The organism is Salmonella sp. SAL4457 (assembly GCF_046548235.1).
GTDB lineage: Bacteria > Pseudomonadota > Gammaproteobacteria > Enterobacterales > Enterobacteriaceae > Salmonella > Salmonella enterica.
The window spans coordinates 1,282,285-1,307,085 of record NZ_JBGDZO010000001.1 but is presented as its reverse complement, the minus strand read 5'-3'; the positions used below and the strand labels follow the sequence as shown (position 1 = coordinate 1,307,085).

The following is a 24,801-nucleotide window of genomic DNA, read 5'->3' as shown; positions in this document are numbered from 1 at the left end:
ATGGGAAGTGGATGGCATGAATGGCCGTTGATGATCTTCACGGTCTTTGGTCAGTGCGTGGCCGGTGGTTTTATTGTTCTGGCTTTGGCGCTGATGAAGGGCGACCTGCGCGCGGAAACGCAGCAGCGGGTGATCGCCTGTATGTTTGGTCTGTGGGTGCTGATGGGGATTGGCTTTATCGCCTCGATGCTGCATCTGGGCTCGCCGATGCGCGCGTTTAACTCGCTTAACCGCGTGGGTGCTTCCGCACTGAGCAATGAAATTGCCAGCGGCTCGGTGTTTTTTGCGGTGGGCGGGATTGGCTGGCTGCTGGCGGTACTGAAAAAGCTGCCGCCGGCACTGCGCACACTCTGGCTGATTATCACGATGGTACTGGGCGTCGTCTTCGTCTGGATGATGGTACGCGTCTATAACAGCATCGATACAGTACCGACCTGGTATAGCGTCTGGACGCCGCTGGGCTTCTTCCTGACGCTCTTTATGGGTGGCCCGCTACTGGGTTATCTGCTGCTGCGCATCGCGGGCGTGAACGGTTGGGCGATGCGTTTGTTGCCTGCGGTTTCGGTGCTGGCGCTGGTGGTTATTGCCATTATGGTGGCCATGCAGGGCGCGGAACTGGCGACGATTCATAGTTCCATTCAGCAGGCGTCTGCTCTGGTGCCGGATTATGGTTCGCTGATGGCCTGGCGTATGGTGCTGCTTGCGGCGGCGTTGTGCTGCTGGATTGTGCCACAGTTAAAAGGGTATCAACCTGCGGTACCGTTGCTCTCTGTCGCCTTCATTCTGATGCTGGCGGGGGAATTGATTGGCCGCGGCGTATTCTATGGGCTGCATATGACCGTGGGCATGGCGGTAGCCAGCTAACGCGTTGACGCGAATTCGGCCTGCAGAACGTGCAGGCCGAATTCGCCTTTAGCCGCCATCAATCTAAGGAATATAACCGGGGCGGAGAAGGCGCATATAAATCCATAGAGAAGAAAACGAAGCTAAAGGAACCATGAAATTTTTCGACTGAACAAAACGCCGATTTTGCAGGTCAGATCAATAAAAACAAGGGGATGAATTTTTAGCCTTTCAATATATTCACGTGCAGAATAAGTAAATCAAATCGATAGTCTCAAAACTTGCGGATCGCCCATGCGGAGCCGATTGACAATGTTTTTGGCGATGGCATGATGCGCATGAAATTTGAACTTCCTCACGGTTTTTATTCATGTCCACCTATACCCGTCCCGTCATGCTTTTGCTGTGCGGGCTACTTTTGTTGACGCTGGCCATTGCGGTACTGAATACGCTTGTGCCGCTGTGGCTTGCTCAGGCAAACCTTCCGACCTGGCAGGTGGGGATGGTCAGCTCGTCTTATTTTACCGGCAATCTGGTCGGGACGTTATTTACCGGGTATTTAATTAAACGCATTGGGTTTAACCGTAGCTATTATCTTGCCTCGCTGATCTTCGCCGCGGGTTGTGTCGGATTGGGGGTGATGGTGGGGTTCTGGAGCTGGATGAGCTGGCGTTTTATTGCCGGTATCGGCTGCGCCATGATTTGGGTGGTTGTCGAAAGCGCGTTGATGTGCAGCGGAACCTCGCATAATCGCGGGCGCCTGCTGGCTGCCTATATGATGGTCTATTACATGGGGACCTTCCTTGGACAATTATTGGTCAGTAAAGTATCTGGTGAATTGCTGCACGTCCTTCCCTGGGTGACCGGAATGATTCTGGCGGGAATTCTGCCGCTACTCTTTACCCGAATTGTAAATCAGCAAACGCAGACACGTCATTCCTCTTCTATTAGCGCCATGCTGAAGCTACGCCAGGCGCGTCTTGGCGTGAATGGTTGTATTATTTCCGGCATTGTTCTTGGTTCATTATATGGCCTGATGCCGTTATATCTGAAGCATCAGGGGATGGCTAACGCCAGCATCGGTTTCTGGATGGCGGTGCTGGTGAGCGCCGGCATTTTGGGGCAATGGCCAATGGGACGTCTGGCGGACAAATTTGGTCGCTTGCTGGTGTTACGCGTACAGGTATTCGTTGTCATACTCGGTAGTATTGCCATGTTAACCCAGGCGGCGATGGCGCCAGCTCTGTTTATTCTGGGGGCGGCGGGTTTTACGCTTTATCCCGTTGCAATGGCCTGGGCCTGTGAAAAAGTCGAACACCACCAGCTTGTGGCAATGAACCAGGCGCTGTTGTTAAGTTATACGGTAGGGAGCCTGTTGGGGCCGTCTTTTGCTGCGATGTTAATGCAGAATTATTCAGATAATCTGCTGTTTATTATGATCGCCAGCGTATCGTTTATTTATCTGCTGATGCTGTTACGTAACGCCGGCCAGACGCCTAATCCTGTCGCCCACATCTAACTGTTCTCTGAATCGTATGCAGGACGTGAGTCTTGCATACTCTTTGTTTATGTTTTACGTAAAATAATTGACCTGCATAATTTTCTTGCTTTACTGAAAAATAAAATGTGCCGAAGGTTATAATTTTGCGCTCCTCTATTTTCTCTCTTCGTCTTTACCGCGCATAATCCCCCGCTTCATTTATAGTAATAGCATTGTGTTCACGAAGGATCGCGTTATGCCGAATGTGCAGGAAAAACAGTTGCGATGGTACAACATCGCCTTGATGTCGTTTATTACCGTTTGGGGATTCGGCAATGTTGTCAATAACTATGCTAACCAGGGGTTAGTGGTTGTCTTCTCCTGGGTGTTTATTTTTGCGCTCTATTTTATTCCTTATGCCTTAATCGTGGGGCAACTGGGCTCAACCTTCAAAGAGGGAAAAGGGGGCGTCAGTACCTGGATTAAGCATACGATGGGGCCGGGGTTGGCTTACCTTGCGGCATGGACTTATTGGGTCGTGCATATTCCCTACCTGGCGCAAAAGCCGCAGGCGATACTCATTGCATTGGGATGGGCTTTAAAAGGCGACGGCTCGTTGATAAAAGAATATACCGTCGTTGCCTTGCAGGGGCTGACGCTGGCATTGTTTGTTTTCTTTATGTGGGTTGCTTCCCGGGGGATGAAATCGCTAAAGGTTGTTGGGTCTGTGGCCGGAATTGCCATGTTTATCATGTCAATTTTATATGTTGTGATGGCAGTGACCGCGCCAGCAATTACAAACGTTGAAATTGCGACCACTAACATCACCTGGCAGTCATTTATTCCTCATATCGATTTTACCTATATCACCACCATCTCTATGTTGGTCTTTGCGGTTGGTGGGGCAGAGAAGATCTCGCCTTATGTCAACCAGACGCGGAATCCAGGAAAAGAATTTCCGAAGGGGATGCTCTTTTTAGCCGTCATGGTTGCGGTCTGCGCTATCCTCGGTTCGTTGGCGATGGGAATGATGTTTGATTCCCGGCATATACCTGACGATTTAATGACCAATGGGCAATATTATGCATTCCAGAAATTGGGTGAGTATTACCATATGGGTAATTCATTAATGGTGATTTATGCCATTGCCAATACTCTGGGGCAAATCGCCGCGCTGGTGTTTTCTATTGATGCGCCACTGAAAGTTTTACTGGGTGATGCAGACACTAAATATATCCCGCAGCGCTTATGTCGTACTAACGCTTCAGGTACGCCTGTTAACGGTTATTTGCTGACATTAGTGTTGGTCGCTATCTTGATTATGTTGCCAACGCTTGGCATCGGCGATATGAACAACCTGTACAAATGGCTGCTTAATCTCAATTCAGTCGTTATGCCGCTGCGCTATCTGTGGGTATTTGTCGCCTTTATTGCCGTCATTCGACTGGCGCAAAAGTACAAACCCGAATATGTGTTTATTCGCAACCGGGCGTTGGCGTTAACTGTGGGAATATGGTGTTTTGCCTTCACCGCGTTTGCCTGCCTTACCGGTATTTTCCCCAAAATGGAGGCGTTCACGCCGGAGTGGACATTCCAGCTGACGTTGAACATCGTGACGCCTTTTGTCCTGGTTGGGTTGGGATTAATTTTCCCACTGCTGGCGCGTAGAAACACATAACGACGCTCTTTTCCACGGCGCTCCTGCCAGGCGAGCGCCTTTTAAGGTTACAGGTGCCTGGGTTCCAGGCGGAGACCACGGTATTAACAGGCGCCGGGGGCAGCAATAGTTGTCAGACCTTCAACCCAGCAGCAGATAAGCGACTCTGTATTTAATACCTGGTAAGCGCAATATTGTTAACCATGCCTGTCTGATGGCGGGGTCGGGTATTTTAGCGGTAAGAGCGTTATCCAGACAGCAAAACGGCTACCGTCATGGGTAGCCGTTTAAAAGCGGGTAAGATAGCAGGCGATTAATACATCACTTTATGACCATACTGCTCAAGAATACCCTTTACACGCTCCATGGTCTCTTTTTTAGGCGGCTTCACGCCATCCAGTTTATATTCTTCGCCCATTGCCACCCATTTATGTTTGCCCAGCTCATGATAGGGCAACAGTTCGATTTTTTCGACATTACCCATATCGCGGGTAAACTCGCCCAGGCGATGCGCGGAATCATCGTCGTCAGACCAGCCGGGAACGACAACGTAACGGATCCAGACCTTCACATTTTTCTTTGATAAATACTGCGCGAATTCCAGCGTCCGGTGATTAGAGACACCGACCAGATTCTGGTGGATCTCATCATTCATCTGCTTGAGATCGAGCATCACCAGATCGGTAACGTCCAGCAGTTCATCAATCACCGGGTCATAACGGCGCACAAAGCCGTTGGTGTCGAGACAGGTGTGGATACCTTCTTTTTTACAGGCGCGAAACCAGTCGCGTACAAATTCTGCCTGCAAAATGGCCTCGCCGCCGGATGCCGTCACGCCGCCGCCAGAAGCATTCATAAAATGCCGATAGGTCACCACCTCTTTCATTAAGTCTTCAACGGTGATTTCTTTACCGCCATGCGTATCCCATGTGTCGCGGTTATGGCAATACAGGCAGCGCATCAGGCAGCCCTGAAAAAAGGTAATAAAGCGGATGCCTGGGCCATCAACGGTGCCACAGGACTCAAAGGAGTGAATGCGACCAATAACCGGCTTTTTATCAGCAGTTACTGCAACACTTTCATTTGTAATACAATCGGTTAAGTTACTCATATCGCTTCGGCTAGCTCTAAATAACATGGGGTTTATGGACACATTCCGGGCATGTTGAGCACCCTGGTAAGGGGGTTGCATCCTGTAAAAAAGCGGTACTGCGAGCGTAAATTTTGGACTACAGAATGTGTGGCTGTTCCAGAATGTGCTGCAATGGAGCTATTTTACCTCTATTCAGTATAAAATATACGGCAAATCTATGCTGCATAACTCGCACCGCCAGAAATTCTGGCTCATTCATCAGCTCGTAACGCCTCAACCGCAATACATACTGCAAGTGTATCATCCATAGCGCCCTGGTTTTACTGTTTATGATCCGCCTCTTTTTTCGAATGGTTGGCGCCGTTTTGTTGTGGTCAGAACGAAAATAATTCTCAACATAATTCAGATGTGTCCAAAGAACGTTATGCGCTGTCCAGCGCCTGGCGTCGCATTCAACGCGCAATCAGGTGTAAATCTGATGTCATTTCTAAACCCAGGCTGATTCAATCTCTTAAATAGAGTGTGGTTTTAATCAAAAAATGAGAGCAACGGATTGGATCTTGCTTTCGCGGTAAATAATCAAGGGAGTTATTATGCCAGTTACGTTAAGTTTTGGTAATCGTCATAACTATGAAATTAATCATTCACGGCTAGCCCGTTTGATGAGTCCTGATAAAGAAGAAGCGCTATACATGGGGGTATGGGATAGATTTAAGGACTGCTTCAGAACACACAAAAAACAAGAGGTGCTGGAGGTATTATATACACTCATCCATGGATGTGAACGTGAAAATCAAGCTGAACTTAATGTTGATATAACCGGCATGGAGAAGATACATGCCTTTACACAATTAAAACAATATGCTAATCCATCTCAACAAGACCGCTTTGTTATGCGTTTTGATATGAATCAGACACAAGTTTTATTTGAGATTGATGGCAAGGTTATTGATAAATGTAATTTGCATCGTCTCCTCAATGTTTCAGAAAACTGTATTTTTAAAGTGATGGAAGAAGATGAAGAAGAGTTGTTTCTTAAAATATGTATTAAGTATGGAGAAAAAATTGCTCGCTATCCAGAATTATTAGAAGGATTTGCTAATAAACTTAAAGATGCAGTTAATGAGGATGATGACGTTAAGGATGAAGTTTATAAGCTTATGCGATCTGGAGAAGATCGAAAAATGGAATGTGTTGAATGGAATGGTACTCTTACTGAAGAGGAGAAGAATAAACTACGCTGTCTTCAAATGGGGTCTTTTAATATTACTACCCAATTTTTTAAAATAGGCTACTGGGAATTAGAGGGGGAAGTCCTGTTTGATATGGTTCATCCAACACTTAGCTATCTGCTACAAGCATATAAACCGTCATTGTCATCTGATTTAATAGAAACTAACACCATGCTGTTTTCTGATGTATTAAATAAGGATTATGATGATTATCAAAATAATAAAAGAGAAATTGATGCTATTCTAAGAAGAATATATAGATCACATAATAACACTTTATTTATAAGTGAAAAGTCGAGTTGTCGCAATATGCTTATATAAAAAGTCATTAAAAAGTCATTAAAAAGGCCCCACTGATATGGAGCCTTTTTTGTACGCTTTTTATGGCGTAATTTCAGTCAAACCCATTACATGGTCTGCGTGAAGGTACGAGTAATAACGTCCTGCTGCTGTTCTTTCGTCAGGGAGTTAAAACGTACTGCGTAACCAGATACACGGATGGTCAGCTGCGGATATTTTTCCGGATGTTCCATCGCGTCCAGCAGCATTTCACGGTTCATGACGTTGACGTTCAGGTGCTGACCGCCTTCGATGGACGCTTCGTGGTGGAAGTAACCATCCATCAGACCTGCCAGGTTAGTCTTACGAACTTCGTCGTCTTTACCCAGTGCGTTCGGAACGATAGAGAAGGTATAAGAAATACCATCTTTCGCGTAAGCAAACGGCAGTTTAGCAACGGAGGTCAGAGAAGCGACAGCGCCTTTCTGGTCACGACCGTGCATCGGGTTAGCACCTGGTCCGAACGGCGCGCCAGCGCGACGACCATCCGGGGTGTTACCGGTTTTCTTACCATACACAACGTTAGAAGTAATGGTCAGAACAGACTGTGTCGGGATAGCGCCACGGTAGGTGGTCAGTTTCTGAATTTTCTTCATGAAACGTTCTACCAGGTCAACCGCCATGTCATCTACACGAGCGTCGTTGTTACCAAACTGCGGGTATTCGCCTTCGATTTCGAAGTCGATAGCCAGACCATCTTCGTCACGAATCGGTTTAACTTTCGCATATTTGATGGCAGACAGGGAGTCAGCAGCAACGGACAGACCTGCGATACCACACGCCATGGTGCGGATAACGTCACGGTCGTGCAGCGCCATCAGAGAGGCTTCGTAGCTGTACTTGTCGTGCATGTAGTGGATAACGTTCAGCGCGGTGACATACTGTTTAGCCAGCCAGTCCATGAAGTGATCCATGCGGTCCATCACTTCGTCGAAGTTCAGAACATCGCCTTTGATCGGTTCGGATTTCGGACCAACCTGCATTTTCAGTTTTTCATCAACGCCGCCGTTGATAGCGTACAGCATGGTTTTCGCCAGGTTTGCACGCGCGCCGAAGAACTGCATTTGTTTACCAACGATCATCGGGCTTACGCAGCATGCGATAGCGTAGTCATCGTTGTTGAAGTCCGGACGCATCAGGTCATCGTTCTCGTACTGCAGAGAAGAAGTGTCGATGGAGACTTTAGCGGCGAATTTCTTGAAGTTCAGCGGCAGTTTTTCAGACCACAGAACGGTGATGTTCGGCTCCGGAGACGGCCCCATGGTGTACAGGGTGTTCAGGAAACGGAAGCTGTTTTTGGTGACCAGAGTACGGCCATCAACGCCCATACCGCCGATAGATTCGGTTGCCCAAATCGGGTCGCCGGAGAACAGTTCATCATATTCAGGAGTACGCAGGAAGCGAACCATACGCAGTTTCATGACCAGGTGGTCAATCATTTCCTGTGCGTCTTGCTCGGTGATTTTGCCTGCTTTCAGGTCACGTTCGATGTACGCATCCAGGAAGGTGGATACACGACCGAAGGACATTGCTGCGCCGTTCTGAGATTTAACCGCAGCCAGGTAACCGAAGTAAGTCCACTGGATTGCTTCCTGAGCGTTAGTCGCCGGACCAGAGATATCGCAGCCGTATTTAGCTGCCATTTCTTTGATCTGACCCAGAGCGCGGTGCTGTTCAGCGATTTCTTCACGCAGACGGATAGTCGCTTCCAGATTTACGCCGTTTTCCAGATCGGATTGCAGAGACGTAAACTGTGCGAATTTGTCTTTCATCAGGTAGTCGATACCGTACAGCGCTACGCGACGGTAGTCACCGATGATACGGCCACGGCCATACGCATCCGGCAGACCGGTCAGAACGCCGGATTTACGGCAACGCAGGATGTCCGGAGTATAAACGTCGAACACGCCCTGGTTGTGAGTCTTACGGTATTCGGTGAAGATTTTTTTGATCATTGGGTCCAGCTCGCGATTGTACGCTTTGCAGGAACCTTCAACCATTTTGATGCCGCCGAACGGGATAATCGCACGCTTCAGCGGAGCTTCAGTCTGCAGACCAACAATTTTCTCAAGCGCTTTGTTGATGTAGCCAGCGTCGTGAGAAGTGATGGTGGAAGCAACGGAGGTGTCAAAGTCAACAGGCGCGTGAGTGCGGTTTTCCTGTTTAACGCCTTCCATTACGCTGTCCCACAGCTTGGTGGTCGCGTCAGTAGCGCCAGCCAGGAAGGACTCGTCACCCTCATACGGAGTGTAGTTTTTCTGAATGAAGTCACGGACGTTTACTTCATTCTGCCAGTCACCTTTGGTAAAACCTTCCCAGGCTGTGGCTAACTTTTCATTAAGCTCGGACATGTAACACCTACCTTCTTAAGTGGATTTTTTATTTACTGCGTGTAATGGGCATCAACAGATTAATGATGCTCGTTACCACGCAGGTAAATGACCCAGTATGTCAACCCGACCAACAAACCGCCGCCGATAATATTACCGATCGTGACCGGAATCAGGTTATCAGTGATGAAGCTCATCACGGTCAGGTGAGAAAAACTTTCCGGAGACGAACCAACCGCGGTCCAAAACTCCGGTGTAGCAAAATCGCGTATTACAATACCCATAGGAATCATAAACATGTTTGCGATACTGTGCTCAAAACCGCTGGCGACAAACATGGCGACGGGCAGTACCATGATGAACGCTTTGTCCATCAGGCTACGACCTGAGTAGCTCATCCACACGGCCAGACAAACCATCAGGTTCGCCAGAATACCGAGGCAGACAGCTTCAATAAAAGTGTGGTGCATTTTGTGGTCGGCGGTTTGCAGGACGTTAAGTCCCCATTGACCGTTGGCAGTCATATACTCGCCGGAAAGCCACATCAGTAACACGAAAAGCAGAGCGCCAATCAGGTTACCAAAATAGACGTTTAACCAGTTTTTAGCCAGTTGCCCCCAGGTGATGCGACCACTAGCTTTAGCTACAACGATCAGAACAGTAGAGGTGAAGAGATCAGCGCCGCAAATAACACAGAGAATCAGTCCCAAAGAGAAACAGATACCCCCGATAAGTTTCGCCATGCCATAAGGCATCGCGCCAGTACCGGTTGTCGCAGTAATATAAAAAACAAAGGCAATTGAAATGAATACGCCGGCGGTAATCGCCAGATAGAAAGTCTTAAGCGGATGTTTCGTTGCTTTATAGACGCCTGCTTCTTCAGCCACTTTGGCCATTGCTGCAGGGAGTAAAAGGTCAAAAGGGTTGTCAGCTTTCACACTAACTCTCTCTTTATTAAGTCGGCGACGAGATACTAACAAAGCATTATAGATGAGAATTTGATATAGATCATATCTCGCCTGGCTTATAGGCCCGTAAGTCGCATGGCTTTTATGCAATTACGGTGTAACTTTTTGATTATCCTAATAAAAATAAATTTTAAAAATTATAAATAGAGTTGAATTTTTTCCTGACTCCTCCTGCTGCACGGTTAATTAATATGGAGTAATCAACAAATAAAGTAACATCACTATGTCAATTAATTTAATATCAACAACCAATATTTAACCTTGTTATTACATTTTTCGCCGTTTAGTGAAAATAAATAAAACGGGGCCGCAAAGGCGCCCCGTAATATAACGCAGCCGAGAGGGTAAACCTACCCTAAGTCACTCATATGGACTTATTTTGACCAGTATGCCGCTTTCGCGCGCTGTAATTTATCATACGCTTTTAACAAGGACTGATGCGCCGGGAACGCTTGTAGATCGTGGTCGACAGCCGGTAGTCCATAAAAAGCCGCTTCACCGCTAAGCGCGGCGCTGGCGGCTTCTACAGCCTCTGCGCCATACATTTTTATAAAAGCATTGAGATATTGCAGTGGCTGACGCGTATCTTCTTGCGACAGGAGCAGCAGCGTTTGCAGGCAACGGTAATAGTTTGCGCGTGCCGGACTAAAGACCGACGAATTGAACTCCATCGTCCATTCTGTCCAGATTAGCGCCTGTTCCAAATCGCCGCCCGCTAACGCTAGCATTGCTTTTAATTCACCAACGCGCAGTGTATACCAACCATTGTCCGCTCCGGTCGCCAGACCCAGCAGTTCACGCACGCGGGTGAAATCGTCAAAACCTTCTTCATCCAATTGTTCAATCAGATTGAGATAATCTTCTTTATTCCAGGCGCTACCGGGCAGCGAAAGCAGAGTCTCACGAAGATGGCTACCCATATTGTTGTTGGCCAGCCACAGATCTTCGGCAGGATAAATATCAGACATTCCCGGTACGATAATACGACAGGCGTATACGCCGAGATGCTCGTAATCGGCAATGTAAACTTCTTTATCTTCAGCAGCAAAGATGGCCATCAGCGTGGCGAACTCTTCTTCGGTAGTGCCGGAAAAAGTCCAGTCCGTGAACGGATAATCGGCGTCCTGTTTGAACAGATCCCAGGAAATCAGGCCGCTGGAGTCGATGAAGTGGGTCTCCAGATTAGTGTGCTCCGCGACTTCTTCATCATCGAACGTTGGTGGCGTGAAGACATCAAGATCTTTCAGACCGCGTCCCTGGAGTAGCTCGGTCACTGTACGCTCCAGCGCAACGCCAAAGTCAGGATGGGCGCCAAAAGAAGCAAAGCAGGTACCGTTAGCCGGGTTGAACAGCACGACGCAGATAACCGGATACTTACCGCCCAGCGAGCCGTCATAGGCGAAAATCGGGAAACCCTCGGCTTCCAGCGTGGCGATTGACTCCATTACCGCCGGATAACGCGCCATCACCTCTGCGGGAATCTCCGGCAGACTGATACTTTCCGCAATGATGCGATTTTTCACATAACGCTCGAAGACTTCCGACAGTCCCTGAACGCGGGCTTCATTACGCGTATTGCCGGCGGACATTCCGTTAGAGACGTACAGGTTGCCGATGATATTCATCGGAATATACACGGTCTGGTTATCGGACTGACGGGTAAATGGCAGGCCGCAGACGCCGCGAGCTTCATTGCCGGACTGAAGATCAATTAACTGGCTTCCGGTGAGTTCATTTTCCGGATCGTAAAACGCGCGCAGACGGGCATCAAGCAAGCCTTCCGGTACGTCGTCATTTTCAGTCAGCGGGAACCACTTTTCGTTCGGGTAATGCACGAATGGCCCATTGGCGACCGTTTCGCCAAGCCAGAAATCAGCAAAGAAGTAGTTGGTTGACAGACGCTCGAAGTATTCGCCCAGCGCCGAGGCCAGCGCCGCTTTTTTGGTCGCGCCTTTTCCGTTGGTAAAGCATAACGCGCACTCTTTATCGCGAATATGCACTGACCAGACGTTTGGCACCGGGTTCAGCCAGGAGGCCTCTTCGATGTGAAAGCCGAGGTCGAGTAACTTTTGCTGGAAGCGGGCGATGGAGTCTTCCAGCGCGGCGTCTTTGCCGGGAATAAATGTTTGCGTCATGAAAATCACTTTTGTCGTACGGAAAGCGCGCAATGATACGGGTTTTATGTGACGGGCGCTATCTCGCCGGGACATCGGCGGAAATAAAAGTATTGGCTATGCTTTTACACTGGCATTCACAGGAAGAGCATAAAAAATGAAAGCATTTGATTTGCAACGAATGGCGCTGGATAACGTGCCGGTAGCGTTTTTGGGGGAAGTGGCGCTGCGTAGCTTTTACACCTTTGTTCTGGTGTTTCTTTTCTTAAAGGTGACAGGACGACGCGGCGTACGGCAAATGTCGCTTTTTGAAGTGCTGATCATTTTGACATTGGGATCGGCGGCAGGCGACGTCGCGTTTTATGATGACGTTCCGATGCTCCCTGTTCTGGTGGTATTCATCACCCTGGCGCTGCTCTATCGCCTGGTCATGTGGCTGATGGCGCATAGTGAAAAGTTGGAAGATCTGCTGGAAGGCAAGTCGGTGGTCATTGTTGAAGACGGCGAACTGGCGTGGGAAAAACTGCAGCGCTCGAACATGACGGAGTTTGAATTTTTTATGGAGCTTCGCTTGAATGGCGTTGAGCAACTGGGGCAGGTCAGACTGGCCATCCTGGAGACAAACGGACAAATCAGCGTCTATTTCTTTGAAAATAAAGACGTTAAGCCGGGGTTAAGCATTCTTCCTGAGCACTGTACGCCACGCTTTATCGTGGCGCCGGAGGCTGGCGACTATGCCTGCGTACGTTGCAGTGAAGTGATACGCATGAACGCCGGGGAAAAGCAATTATGTCCGCGCTGCGCAAATCCAGAATGGACGAAGGCAAGCCGGGCTAAACGCGTTGTTTAACAGCGAAAATATCGGATTTATACGGTTAATCCGGAAGATTCTGTTGTGTGACGAATGCCGCATTTTCTCCTCGCATTGTTTTACCCATTGCGGCGCGTGTCACTGAATGATAAAACCGATATTCACATGAATAACGTTTGCCTGATGTCTGTCAGGCAGGAAACAATGCAGCGTGGTGAGGGGAAATGGCTCAGGTCTTTAATTTTAGTTCAGGTCCGGCGATGCTACCGGCGGAAGTACTTAAACTGGCGCAACAGGAACTGCGTGACTGGCACGGTCTTGGTACGTCGGTAATGGAAATTAGCCATCGAGGCAAAGAGTTTATCCAGGTCGCTGAAGAGGCGGAGCAGGATTTTCGCGATCTCCTTAATATCCCCTCCAACTATAAAGTTTTATTTTGTCACGGCGGCGGTCGCGGGCAGTTTGCTGGCGTGCCGCTCAATCTGCTGGGCGATAAAACCACGGCGGATTATGTCGATGCTGGTTACTGGGCGGCGAGCGCCATCAAAGAAGCCAAAAAATACTGTGCGCCGCAGATTATCGACGCCAAAATCACCGTGGACGGCAAACGTGCCGTAAAACCGATGCGCGAGTGGCAGCTTTCCGATAATGCCGCTTATTTGCACTATTGCCCGAATGAGACCATTGACGGCATCGCCATCGATGAAACGCCGGATTTTGGCCCGGAGGTGGTCGTCACGGCGGACTTTTCTTCTACCATCCTGTCTGCGCCGCTGGACGTCTCTCGCTATGGCGTAATTTATGCTGGCGCGCAGAAGAATATCGGTCCGGCAGGACTGACGCTGGTTATCGTCCGGGAGGATCTGTTAGGCAAGGCGCATGAGAGCTGCCCGTCCATCCTCGACTACACCGTCCTGAATGATAACGACTCGATGTTTAATACGCCGCCGACTTTCGCCTGGTATCTTTCCGGTCTGGTGTTCAAATGGTTGAAAGCGCAGGGCGGCGTGGCGGCGATGCACAAAATCAATCAGCAAAAAGCGGAGTTGCTGTACGGTGTGATTGATAACAGCGATTTCTACCGTAACGATGTCGCACAGGCCAACCGTTCGCGGATGAATGTTCCGTTCCAGTTAGCGGACAATACGCTGGACAAGGTCTTTCTGGAAGAGTCTTTCGCCGCCGGTCTGCACGCCTTAAAAGGGCACCGTGTTGTTGGCGGTATGCGCGCCTCTATCTATAACGCCATGCCGATTGAAGGGGTAAAAGCGCTGACCGATTTCATGATCGATTTTGAGCGTCGCCACGGCTAATACGTTTCTTTTTTCATCCCCACGGCCAGTCTGTGGGGTTTTTATTTCTGTTTTTTGAGAGTTGAGTTTCATGGAATCCCTGACGTTACAACCCATCGCGCGGGTCGATGGCGCCATTAATTTACCTGGCTCCAAAAGTGTTTCAAACCGTGCTTTGCTCCTGGCGGCTTTAGCTTGTGGTAAAACCGTTCTGACGAATCTGCTGGATAGCGATGACGTCCGCCATATGCTCAATGCCCTGAGCGCGTTGGGGATCAATTACACCCTTTCTGCCGATCGCACCCGCTGTGACATTACGGGTAATGGCGGCCCATTACGCGCGTCAGGCGCTCTGGAACTGTTTCTCGGTAATGCCGGAACCGCGATGCGTCCGTTAGCGGCAGCGCTATGTCTGGGGCAAAATGAGATAGTGTTAACCGGCGAACCGCGTATGAAAGAGCGTCCGATAGGCCATCTGGTCGATTCGCTGCGTCAGGGTGGGGCGAATATTGATTACCTGGAGCAGGAAAACTATCCGCCCCTGCGTCTGCGCGGCGGTTTTATCGGCGGCGACATTGAGGTTGATGGTAGCGTTTCCAGCCAGTTCCTGACCGCTCTGCTGATGACGGCGCCGCTGGCGCCTGAAGACACAATTATTCGCGTTAAAGGCGAACTGGTATCAAAACCTTACATCGATATCACGCTAAATTTAATGAAAACCTTTGGCGTGGAGATAGCGAACCACCACTACCAACAATTTGTCGTGAAGGGCGGTCAACAGTATCACTCTCCGGGTCGCTATCTGGTCGAGGGCGATGCCTCGTCAGCGTCCTATTTTCTCGCCGCCGGGGCGATAAAAGGCGGCACGGTAAAAGTGACCGGAATTGGCCGCAAAAGTATGCAGGGCGATATTCGTTTTGCCGATGTGCTGGAGAAAATGGGCGCGACCATTACCTGGGGCGATGATTTTATTGCCTGCACGCGCGGTGAATTGCACGCCATAGATATGGATATGAACCATATTCCGGATGCGGCGATGACGATTGCCACCACGGCGCTGTTTGCGAAAGGAACCACGACGTTGCGCAATATTTATAACTGGCGAGTGAAAGAAACCGATCGCCTGTTCGCGATGGCGACCGAGCTACGTAAAGTGGGCGCTGAAGTCGAAGAAGGGCACGACTATATTCGTATCACGCCGCCGGCGAAGCTCCAACACGCGGATATTGGCACGTACAACGACCACCGTATGGCGATGTGCTTCTCACTGGTCGCACTGTCCGATACGCCAGTTACGATCCTGGACCCTAAATGTACCGCAAAAACGTTCCCTGATTATTTCGAACAACTGGCGCGAATGAGTACGCCTGCCTAAGTCTTCTGTTGCGCCAGTCGACGGGCTGGCGCGCCGAGTCCGTATTCGCACTATTTTTATAATTATGACTAATGCTAATTTGTTGATGATTTAACACATTGATTTATGTGTTTTTTATAATAGTTATCAACGGAAGATTAGTATGAAAAATAAATCATTACTACTGGCGGTGGCGATTTCCGCCACGCTACTGGCAGGATGTAAAAATGGCGTGAATGGCAATTTAATCGCCAGTTCAGGCATGTCAGCCTACAAAGCCGCCACACTGTCCGATGCGGATGTTAAGGCATTATCTAATAATGCCTGTAAACAAATGGACAGCGAGAATCAACTGGCAGGTTCGAAAAGCAAATACACCAAACGTCTGAGCAAAATCGCCAAAGCGCTGGGTAACAACATTGACGGTACGCCGGTTAGCTATAAAGTCTATATGACCAGCGATATCAACGCATGGGCGATGGCGAACGGTTGCGTTCGCGTGTACTCCGGCCTGATGGATCTGATGACCGATAATGAAATTGAAGGCGTACTGGGCCATGAACTGGGCCATGTCTCTTTAGGGCACTCTCGCAAGGCAATGCAGACCGCTTATGCCACGCTGGCGGCTCGCGATGCGATTTCCGCCACCAGCGGCGTCGCAGCGCAGCTTTCCCAGTCTCAATTGGGCGATCTGGCGGAAGGCGTCATCAATTCGGCGTTTTCTCGCAGTCAGGAGTCGGATGCGGATGACTTCTCTTACGATCTGCTGAAAAAACGCGGGATTAACACCCAGGGCTTAGTCACGGCATTCGATAAATTCGCCACAATGGACGCAGGTCATGCAAAATCATTGATGGACTCCCACCCGGCTTCAGCCGATCGCGCGCAGCATATGCGCGACAGAATTGCCGAAGATAAAAAGTAAATCATTGTCATCTTTCGGGCTGGTTTCTCGCCGGCCCGCTATAATTGCGCAATTATTCCGCATCTGATTACAGACAAAACTGGTTTTTGCACGCAACGTTAACGGTCGCGAGCGTTGGCGCGTATAATGCGCGGCGTTTACGTTAACGGTACGCCTGTTTAAGGAGATAAAGATGACGGCAATTGCCCCGGTAATAACCATTGATGGCCCAAGCGGTGCAGGTAAAGGCACCTTGTGCAAAGCAATGGCGGAAGCATTGCAATGGCATCTGCTGGATTCCGGCGCGATATACCGCGTACTGGCGCTGGCGGCATTGCATCACCATGTCGATCTCGCCTCTGAAGATGCGCTGGTGCCGCTGGCGTCCCATCTGGACGTGCGTTTCGTCTCAACGGACGGCAACCTGGAAGTTATCCTGGAAGGCGAGGACGTTAGCGGCGAAATCCGTACGCAGGAAGTCGCGAACGCGGCATCCCAGGTGGCGGCATTCCCACGCGTGCGTGAAGCGCTTCTTCGCCGCCAACGCGCATTCCGCGAAGCGCCTGGTTTAATCGCCGATGGACGCGATATGGGGACCGTGGTCTTCCCGGATGCGCCGGTAAAAATTTTCCTTGACGCCTCCTCGGAGGAACGTGCGCATCGACGTATGCTACAGTTGCAGGAGAATGGCTTTAGTGTTAACTTTGAACGCCTTTTGGCCGAGATCAAGGAACGCGACGATCGCGATCGTAATCGCGCTGTAGCGCCGTTAGTTCCTGCTGCTGATGCATTAGTTTTGGATTCTACCCGATTAAGCATTGAGCAAGTGATTGAAAAAGCGTTACAATATGCGCGCCAAAAATTGGCTCTCGCTTAAATGCGACCGAATTTGTAGTACCCCCGTTGCAAAGGATTGACAGCGGGTATGTTAAACAACCCCATCCGGCACGGAGCCAGGTGGACGTTAAATATGAAACCTGAAGATTAAACATGACTGAATCTTTTGCTCAACTCTTTGAAGAATCCTTAAAAGAAATCGAAACCCGCCCGGGTTCCATCGTTCGTGGTGTTGTTGTTGCTATCGACAAAGACGTAGTACTGGTTGACGCCGGTCTGAAATCTGAGTCTGCCATTCCGGCTGAGCAGTTCAAAAACGCCCAGGGCGAACTGGAAATCCAGGTTGGTGACGAAGTTGACGTTGCTCTGGATGCAGTAGAAGACGGCTTCGGTGAAACTCTGCTCTCTCGTGAGAAAGCTAAACGTCACGAAGCATGGATCACGCTGGAAAAAGCTTACGAAGATGCTGAAACTGTTACCGGTGTTATCAACGGCAAAGTTAAGGGTGGCTTCACTGTTGAGCTGAACGGTATTCGCGCGTTCCTGCCAGGTTCTCTGGTAGACGTTCGTCCGGTGCGTGACACTCTGCACTTGGAAGGCAAAGAGCTTGAATTCAAAGTAATCAAGCTGGACCAGAAACGTAACAATGTTGTGGTTTCTCGTCGTGCCGTTATCGAATCCGAAAACAGCGCAGAACGCGATCAGCTGCTGGAAAACCTGCAGGAAGGCATGGAAGTTAAAGGTATCGTTAAGAACCTCACTGACTACGGTGCATTCGTTGATCTGGGCGGCGTTGACGGCCTGCTGCACATCACTGATATGGCATGGAAACGCGTTAAGCATCCGAGCGAAATCGTGAACGTTGGCGACGAAATCAACGTGAAAGTGCTGAAATTCGACCGCGAGCGTACCCGTGTATCCCTGGGCCTGAAACAGCTGGGCGAAGATCCGTGGGTTGCTATCGCTAAACGTTATCCGGAAGGTACCAAACTGACCGGTCGCGTGACCAACCTGACCGACTACGGCTGCTTCGTTGAAATCGAAGAAGGCGTTGAAGGCCTGGTTCACGTTTCCGAAATGGACTGGACCAACAAAAACATCCACCCGTCCAAAGTGGTTAACGTTGGCGACGTAGTGGAAGTGATGGTTCTGGATATCGACGAAGAACGTCGTCGTATCTCCTTAGGGTTGAAGCAGTGCAAATCTAACCCGTGGCAGCAGTTCGCAGAAACCCACAACAAGGGCGACCGCGTTGAAGGTAAAATCAAGTCTATCACTGACTTCGGTATCTTCATCGGCCTGGACGGCGGCATCGACGGCCTGGTTCACCTGTCTGACATCTCCTGGAACGTTGCAGGCGAAGAAGCAGTTCGTGAATACAAAAAAGGCGACGAAATCGCTGCAGTTGTTCTGCAGGTTGACGCAGAACGTGAACGTATCTCCCTGGGCGTTAAACAGCTCGCAGAAGATCCGTTCAACAACTGGGTTGCTCTGAACAAGAAAGGCGCTATCGTAACCGGTAAAGTCACTGCAGTTGACGCGAAAGGCGCAACCGTAGAACTGGCTGACGGCGTTGAAGGTTACCTGCGTGCTTCTGAAGCATCCCGTGACCGCGTTGAAGATGCGACTCTGGTTCTGAGCGTTGGCGACGACGTTGAAGCTAAATTCACCGGCGTTGATCGTAAAAACCGCGCAATCAGCCTGTCTGTTCGTGCGAAAGACGAAGCTGACGAGAAAGATGCCATCGCAACTGTTAACAAACAGGAAGATGCAAACTTCTCTAACAACGCAATGGCTGAAGCATTCAAAGCAGCTAAAGGCGAGTAATCCTCTGAAACTTCGGGTCTTTTAGTCCGAAGTATAACGAGATTACTTGACAGATTGCAGGTTTCGGCCTGTAATCAAGCACTAAGGGCGGCTACGGCCGCCCTTAATCAATCTCACGGCTGCAGCCAATTTGCCTTTAAGGAACCGGAGGAATTATGACCAAGTCAGAATTGATTGAAAGACTTGCAACCCAGCAATCTCACATTCCCGCTAAGGCGGTTGAAGACGCGGTAAAAGAGATGCTGGAGCATATGGCCTCGACTCTTGCGCAGGGCGAGCGTATTGAAATCCGCGGTTTCGGCAGTTTTTCTTTGCATTACCGCGCGCCTCGTACCGGACGTAACCCCAAGACCGGCGATAAAGTGGAACTGGAAGGAAAATACGTTCCTCACTTTAAACCGGGTAAAGAACTGCGCGATCGCGCCAATATTTACGGTTAAGTTTTAACGCAAAACTTGAACCCGAAAAAAGCACCGTCAGGGTGCTTTTTTCATTTATACGCCGTCAGGCGCAAACGCTATTCGACCGAAAACTGGAAAACGTTTCGCATTTTTTGCTGCGTCTTACATTTATCAGGTAAAAAACCTGGAATCCGCGCCGTATAGCACAAAATCCCCTCCAGACAATGGCGTCCTGAACCTGCACACTTTCCCGCACAGGGAGGTGTCTATGAAGATAACGACGGTCAGCGTATGCGTAGTATGCGGCATACTTCCGCTCATGATATTGCCAGTATTACCTGACACGTGGATTCTCGCGGTGCTGCTTTGTCTGGCATGTTTGCTTTGCCTCATACCCCATCACTATGCGCGCTACGCGGCATTAACTTTGCTCTTTTTCATGTGGGGGATATTTGCCGCCAGGCAGGCCATCTGGGCGGGAAACGTCCTGCCCGCCGCGACGCAGGAGGCGACAGTCGTCATTACTGCCACCGATCATATGACCACTCATTATGGGCGAATCACCCATTTGCGCGGAAAGCCGCTCTTTCCTGCTGTAGGGATTGTCCTGCATGGCCAGTACTTACCCACGGAAGTGTGTGCCGGGCAACAGTGGGCGATGACGCTGAAGGTCAGAGCGGTACACGGACAGCTTAACGAAGGCGGTTTTGATAGCCAGCGTTACGCGCTAGCGCAGCACCAACCGTTGACCGGGCGTTTTCTACAGGCTAAAGCGATTAACCCTGAGTGTAGCTTGCGTGGGCGCTATCTTGCTTCGCTTCGCGCTACGCTTGCGCCTTATCCGTGGCAGCAGGTTATTCTGGCGTTGGGAATGGGGGAGCGGGGAGCGGTGTCGCAGGAGGTGAAGGCCGTTATGCGCGATACGGGGACTGCCCATTTGATGGCGATTTCCGGCCTGCATATCGCTTTTGCCGCGTTATTGGCTGCCGGATTAATCCGTGGCGGACAATTCTTTTTGCCGGTCAGATGGATTCGTTGGCAGACGCCATTGCTGGGCGGCATTCTTTGCGCGATATGTTATGCCTGGCTTACCGGCTTACAACCGCCTGCGCTGCGCACGGTGGCGGCACTGAGCGTCTGGGGAGGATTAAAATTAAGCGGACGACAGTGGAGCGGCTGGCAAGTCTGGTGCTGCTGTCTGGCCGCGATTATTTTCGCCGATCCTGTGGCGGTTATATCACAAAGTCTTTGGCTGTCAGCATTTGCGGTTGCCGGCCTGTTATTCTGGTATCAGTGGTTTCCTGCGCCAAACGGAAATTTTCCACGAGGCTTACGCTGGTTGCTTAACCTGCTTCACCTACAGGCAGGCATTACACTTCTGCTTTTGCCTCTCCAGGTGGCGCTTTTTCATGGCATAAGCGTTACCGCAATGCTGGCGAATCTTTTTGCCGTACCCTGGGTCACATTTGTGACGGTTCCGCTCATCCTGGCGGGAATGATTCTGCATTTAACCGGGCCGTTTTTTCTTGAAGAGTGGGTATGGTACCTGACCGATCGCGCGTTAGCCGCGCTATTTTACCTGTTGAATGCTTTACCGCAGGGCTGGGTGAATATTGATAACCGTTGGCAGTGGCTGACGTTTTTGCCCTGGCTAATGCTTATCGCGTGGCGATTAAACGTCTGGCGTACCTGGCCGGCGGCCTGTTTATGCGGGTTATTGTTGATGAGCTGGCCACTCTGGCGGCCGATAAACGCCAGTGGATGGCAGGTGCATATGCTGGATGTTGGTCAGGGGCTGGCGATAGCGATCGTCAGGGGCGATAAAGTAATACTCTACGATACCGGTCGGGCATGGCCGGAGGGCGACAGCGGGCAACAGGTTATTATTCCCTGGTTGCGCTGGCATAATCTGACGCCGGAGGGCGTTATTTTGAGTCATGAGCATCTGGATCATCGGGGCGGGCTGCGTTCGCTACAGCAGGTCTGGCCGTCAATGTGGATTCGCAGCCCGTTAGGCTGGCAGGGACATTTGCCCTGTTTTCGCGGTGAGCAGTGGCAATGGCAGGGGCTAACGTTTCAGGCGCACTGGCCGTTACGCGAAAGTGCCGATCGAGGAAATAACCGCTCCTGTGTGGTCAAAGTGGATGACGGCGTACATAGCATCCTGCTCACGGGCGATATTGAAGCGGGCGCTGAACAAAAAATGCTAAGTCGTTACTGGCGACATCTTGCGGCGACGTTTATCCAGGTGCCGCATCATGGTAGTAATACGTCGTCGTCGCTACCATTTATTCAGCGCGTACATGGTGAAGCGGCGCTGGCGTCCGCATCGCGCTATAACGCATGGCGGCTGCCGTCCCGCAAGGTAAAACAGCGCTACCGACAGCAGGCGTATCAGTGGTTTGATACACCCCACCAGGGGCAAATTTCGCTGCGGTTTTCTCCGCAGGGCTGGCGCATACAAGGCTTACGGGATCAAATTTTACCTCGCTGGTATCATCAGTGGTTTGGCGTGTCCGAGGATAACGGGTAGAATATGCGGCTATTTCAACAAATGCTGGTTTTTTGAATGCATAACGATAAAGATCTCTCTACGTGGCAGACCTTCCGCCGACTGTGGCCAACCATAGCGCCTTTTAAAGCAGGTCTGATCGTGGCGGGCATAGCGTTAATTCTCAACGCAGCCAGCGATACCTTCATGCTATCGCTCCTCAAGCCATTACTGGATGATGGTTTCGGTAAAACGGATCGCTCAGTGTTGCTGTGGATGCCGCTGGTGGTTATTGGGCTGATGATATTACGAGGCATCACTAGCTATATCTCCAGCTACTGTATTTCATGGGTGTCAGGCAAGGTGGTAATGACCATGCGCCGTCGCCTGTTTGGCCATATGATGGGAATGCCCGTCGCCTTCTTTGATAAACAGTCTACCGGTACGCTGCTGTCGCGTATTACATACGATTCAGAACAGGTTGCCTCTTCTTCATCTGGCGCGCTGATTACCGTGGTGCGTGAAGGGGCATCGATCATCGGATTGTTTATCATGATGTTCTATTACAGCTGGCAGCTGTCGATCATCCTGGTTGTTTTAGCGCCGATTGTGTCGATTGCGATTCGCGTTGTCTCAAAGCGGTTCCGCAGCATCAGTAAAAATATGCAGAACACGATGGGACAAGTGACTACCAGCGCTGAACAAATGCTGAAAGGACACAAAGAGGTACTGATTTTCGGCGGTCAGGAAGTCGAAACTAAACGCTTTGATAAAGTCAGCAATAAGATGCGACTGCAAGGCATGAAAATGGTCTCTGCCTCGTCAATTTCCGATCCTATCATTCAGCTCATTGCCTCGCTGGCGCTGGCGTTTGTCCTCTATGCTGCGAGCTTCCCAAGCGTAATGGATAGCCTGACGGCAGGGACCATCACCGTGGTATTCTCCTCCATGATCGCGCTGATGCGTCCATTAAAATCGCTGACAAACGTTAACGCGCAGTTCCAGCGTGGGATGGCGGCTTGTCAGACGTTGTTTGCGATTCTGGACAGCGAACAGGAGAAAGATGAAGGTAAACGTGTCATTGACCGCGCGACCGGCGATCTCGAATTCCGCAATGTGACGTTTACTTACCCGGGCCGTGAAGTGCCGGCATTGCGTAACATCAATTTGAAAATTCCTGCCGGGAAAACCGTGGCGCTGGTGGGGCGTTCCGGATCGGGTAAATCAACTATCGCCAGTCTGATCACCCGTTTCTACGATATTGATGAAGGACACATCCTGATGGATGGTCACGATCTACGCGAATACACTCTGGCCTCTCTACGTAATCAGGTGGCGCTGGTTTCGCAAAACGTGCATCTGTTTAACGACACGGTCGCTAATAACATTGCTTATGCCCGGACGGAAGAATACAGCCGCGAGCAGATTGAAGAGGCGGCGCGCATGGCCTATGCCATGGACTTTATCAACAAGATGGATAATGGCCTGGATACCATTATCGGCGAAAACGGCGTACTGCTTTCCGGCGGTCAACGCCAGCGTATCGCGATTGCCCGCGCCTTACTGCGCGACAGCCCGATTCTGATCCTTGATGAAGCTACGTCCGCGCTGGATACCGAGTCCGAACGTGCGATTCAGGCCGCGTTGGATGAGCTGCAAAAAAACCGTACCTCTCTGGTGATTGCGCACCGTCTCTCCACCATCGAACAGGCGGATGAGATCGTTGTAGTCGAAGACGGTATTATCGTTGAGCGCGGCACTCATAGCGAGTTGCTGGCGCAACACGGCGTTTACGCCCAGCTACATAAGATGCAATTTGGCCAATGATTGCGCGTATCTGGTCGGGTGAATCCCCGCTATGGCGGTTACTGTTGCCGCTCTCCTGGCTGTATGGCCTGGTGAGCGGGGCGATTCGTCTGAGCTATAAGCTTGGTTTTAAACGCGCCTGGCGAGCGCCGGTACCGGTGGTTGTGGTAGGGAATCTTACGGCTGGCGGTAACGGTAAAACCCCCGTAGTTATTTGGCTGGTGGAAAAGCTGCAACAGCGTGGCGTGCGCGTGGGGGTCGTTTCCCGCGGCTACGGCGGGAAAGCTGCCGCTTATCCGCTGCTCCTGACGCCGGAGACGACAACCGCAGAAGCGGGAGATGAACCGGTATTGATTTATCAACGGACCGGCGCGCCTGTCGCGGTAGCGCCTGAACGCGCCGCGGCGGTGAAAGCGATTCTGGCGGCGCATAATGTGCAGATTATTATCACTGACGATGGGTTGCAGCATTACCGACTCGCGCGAGATATTGAAATTGTGGTGATTGACGGGGTGCGTCGTTTTGGCAACGGCTGGTGGCTTCCTGCCGGTCCTATGCGCGAACGCGCCAGTCGCCTGAAAACCGTAGACGCCGCTATCGTCAATGGCGGCGTCGCCCGGGCGGGCGAAATCCCCATGCAGCTAGTGCCTGGACTGGCGGTGAACTTACGTACGGGAGCGCGTTGCGATGTGGCGCAACTGAGCAATATTGTGGCGATGGCGGGCATCGGTCATCCGCCGCGCTTTTTCGCCACGCTGGAAGCCTGTGGCGCGCATCCGCAAAAGTGCGTCCCGCTGGCCGATCATCAAACGCTCGCCCCTGCTGACGTTCAGGCGTTGGTCGGTGAAGGGCAGACCCTGGTAATGACGGAAAAAGACGCGGTGAAATGCCGTGCTTTTGCCGAAGATAACTGGTGGTTCTTACCGGTTGATGCGCGTTTGTCCGGTGAGCAGCCAGATAAGTTGCTTGAACATATCACCTCGCTGGTTCGCTAGCGTCCCCCAATGCAGCGGCAGTGATGA

The 24,801-nt window shown here is 50.6% G+C and carries 19 protein-coding genes; 14 read left to right on the top strand and 5 right to left on the bottom strand.

Annotation, left to right across the window (positions count from 1 at the left end):
- The 3 genes from ACLJNW_RS06655 (at window position 1) to ACLJNW_RS06645 (ending at window position 4,001) form a co-directional block, all read left to right on the top strand.
- Window positions 1-864: a dimethyl sulfoxide reductase anchor subunit family protein gene (locus ACLJNW_RS06655; RefSeq protein WP_000534681.1), complete on the top strand. Its 864-nt coding sequence runs from the start codon at window positions 1-3 to the stop codon at window positions 862-864.
- A 349-nt stretch (window positions 865-1,213) separates the two neighbouring features.
- On the top strand, window positions 1,214-2,362 hold the full coding sequence (locus ACLJNW_RS06650) for an MFS transporter (protein WP_000109274.1): 1,149 nt from the start codon (window positions 1,214-1,216) through the stop codon (window positions 2,360-2,362).
- A 217-nt stretch (window positions 2,363-2,579) separates the two neighbouring features.
- Window positions 2,580-4,001, top strand: coding sequence for an APC family permease (locus tag ACLJNW_RS06645; RefSeq protein WP_001134268.1), 1,422 nt, complete (start codon window positions 2,580-2,582; stop codon window positions 3,999-4,001).
- Between the two features lie 292 nt (window positions 4,002-4,293).
- On the opposite strand, the gene pflA is transcribed toward ACLJNW_RS06645, so the two are convergent.
- Together pflA and ACLJNW_RS06635 are read right to left on the bottom strand one after the other, a co-directional pair.
- A complete protein-coding gene (pflA, locus tag ACLJNW_RS06640; protein WP_000067928.1) occupies window positions 4,294-5,091 on the bottom strand; it encodes a pyruvate formate lyase 1-activating protein in 798 nt (265 codons plus the stop codon).
- A 118-nt stretch (window positions 5,092-5,209) separates the two neighbouring features.
- A complete protein-coding gene (locus ACLJNW_RS06635; protein WP_010989001.1) occupies window positions 5,210-5,536 on the bottom strand; it encodes a hypothetical protein in 327 nt (108 codons plus the stop codon).
- 130 nt (window positions 5,537-5,666) lie between these two features.
- On the opposite strand from ACLJNW_RS06635, the gene sopD2 reads away from it, so the two are divergent.
- Window positions 5,667-6,626, top strand: coding sequence for an SPI-2 type III secretion system effector SopD2 (gene sopD2, locus ACLJNW_RS06630; RefSeq protein ID WP_001145564.1), 960 nt, complete (start codon window positions 5,667-5,669; stop codon window positions 6,624-6,626).
- An 86-nt stretch (window positions 6,627-6,712) separates the two neighbouring features.
- On the opposite strand, the gene pflB is transcribed toward sopD2, so the two are convergent.
- The 3 genes from pflB to ycaO form a co-directional block, all read right to left on the bottom strand.
- A complete protein-coding gene (gene pflB / locus ACLJNW_RS06625) occupies window positions 6,713-8,995 on the bottom strand; it encodes a formate C-acetyltransferase (protein ID WP_001292799.1) in 2,283 nt (760 codons plus the stop codon).
- Window positions 8,996-9,054: 59 nt separating this feature from the next.
- Window positions 9,055-9,912, bottom strand: a complete 858-nt coding sequence (gene focA / locus ACLJNW_RS06620; protein ID WP_000642539.1) for a formate transporter FocA — start codon at window positions 9,910-9,912, stop codon at window positions 9,055-9,057.
- Between the two features lie 404 nt (window positions 9,913-10,316).
- Window positions 10,317-12,077 carry a 30S ribosomal protein S12 methylthiotransferase accessory factor YcaO gene (ycaO, locus tag ACLJNW_RS06615; protein ID WP_023203923.1) on the bottom strand — a complete coding sequence of 587 codons (1,761 nt, stop codon included), beginning with the start codon at window positions 12,075-12,077 and terminating at the stop codon, window positions 10,317-10,319.
- Between the two features lie 136 nt (window positions 12,078-12,213).
- Here ycaO and ACLJNW_RS06610 point away from each other — a divergent pair, with 136 nt between their 5' ends.
- The 10 genes from ACLJNW_RS06610 (at window position 12,214) to lpxK (ending at window position 24,774) form a co-directional block, all read left to right on the top strand.
- Window positions 12,214-12,906, top strand: a complete 693-nt coding sequence (locus ACLJNW_RS06610) for a DUF421 domain-containing protein (RefSeq protein ID WP_000642866.1) — start codon at window positions 12,214-12,216, stop codon at window positions 12,904-12,906.
- 185 nt (window positions 12,907-13,091) lie between these two features.
- Window positions 13,092-14,180 (top strand): 3-phosphoserine/phosphohydroxythreonine transaminase, encoded by a 1,089-nt coding sequence (gene serC / locus ACLJNW_RS06605; RefSeq protein ID WP_000079591.1) that lies wholly within the window; start codon window positions 13,092-13,094, stop codon window positions 14,178-14,180.
- Between the two features lie 70 nt (window positions 14,181-14,250).
- Window positions 14,251-15,534, top strand: coding sequence for a 3-phosphoshikimate 1-carboxyvinyltransferase (gene aroA, locus ACLJNW_RS06600; protein ID WP_023203924.1), 1,284 nt, complete (start codon window positions 14,251-14,253; stop codon window positions 15,532-15,534).
- Between the two features lie 142 nt (window positions 15,535-15,676).
- Complete coding sequence (locus ACLJNW_RS06595) at window positions 15,677-16,438, top strand: M48 family metallopeptidase (protein WP_000792301.1); 762 nt, start codon at window positions 15,677-15,679, stop codon at window positions 16,436-16,438.
- Between the two features lie 172 nt (window positions 16,439-16,610).
- A complete protein-coding gene (cmk, locus tag ACLJNW_RS06590; RefSeq protein ID WP_000125007.1) occupies window positions 16,611-17,294 on the top strand; it encodes a (d)CMP kinase in 684 nt (227 codons plus the stop codon).
- 113 nt (window positions 17,295-17,407) lie between these two features.
- Window positions 17,408-19,081 carry a 30S ribosomal protein S1 gene (gene rpsA, locus ACLJNW_RS06585; RefSeq protein WP_000140324.1) on the top strand — a complete coding sequence of 558 codons (1,674 nt, stop codon included), beginning with the start codon at window positions 17,408-17,410 and terminating at the stop codon, window positions 19,079-19,081.
- Between the two features lie 155 nt (window positions 19,082-19,236).
- Entirely contained in the window at window positions 19,237-19,521 is a 285-nt protein-coding gene (gene ihfB / locus ACLJNW_RS06580; RefSeq protein ID WP_000167332.1) for an integration host factor subunit beta, read from the top strand.
- Between the two features lie 229 nt (window positions 19,522-19,750).
- The gene (locus ACLJNW_RS06575; RefSeq protein ID WP_024154821.1) at window positions 19,751-22,015 is read left to right on the top strand and encodes a ComEC family protein; all 2,265 of its coding nucleotides are present in this window, start codon (window positions 19,751-19,753) and stop codon (window positions 22,013-22,015) included.
- Between the two features lie 36 nt (window positions 22,016-22,051).
- A complete protein-coding gene (gene msbA, locus ACLJNW_RS06570; protein ID WP_000551246.1) occupies window positions 22,052-23,800 on the top strand; it encodes a lipid A ABC transporter ATP-binding protein/permease MsbA in 1,749 nt (582 codons plus the stop codon).
- Window positions 23,797-24,774 carry a tetraacyldisaccharide 4'-kinase gene (gene lpxK, locus ACLJNW_RS06565; RefSeq protein ID WP_071624384.1) on the top strand — a complete coding sequence of 326 codons (978 nt, stop codon included), beginning with the start codon at window positions 23,797-23,799 and terminating at the stop codon, window positions 24,772-24,774. Before msbA ends, lpxK begins: the two co-directional genes overlap by 4 nt.
- The last annotated feature ends 27 nt before the right edge of the window (window positions 24,775-24,801 follow it).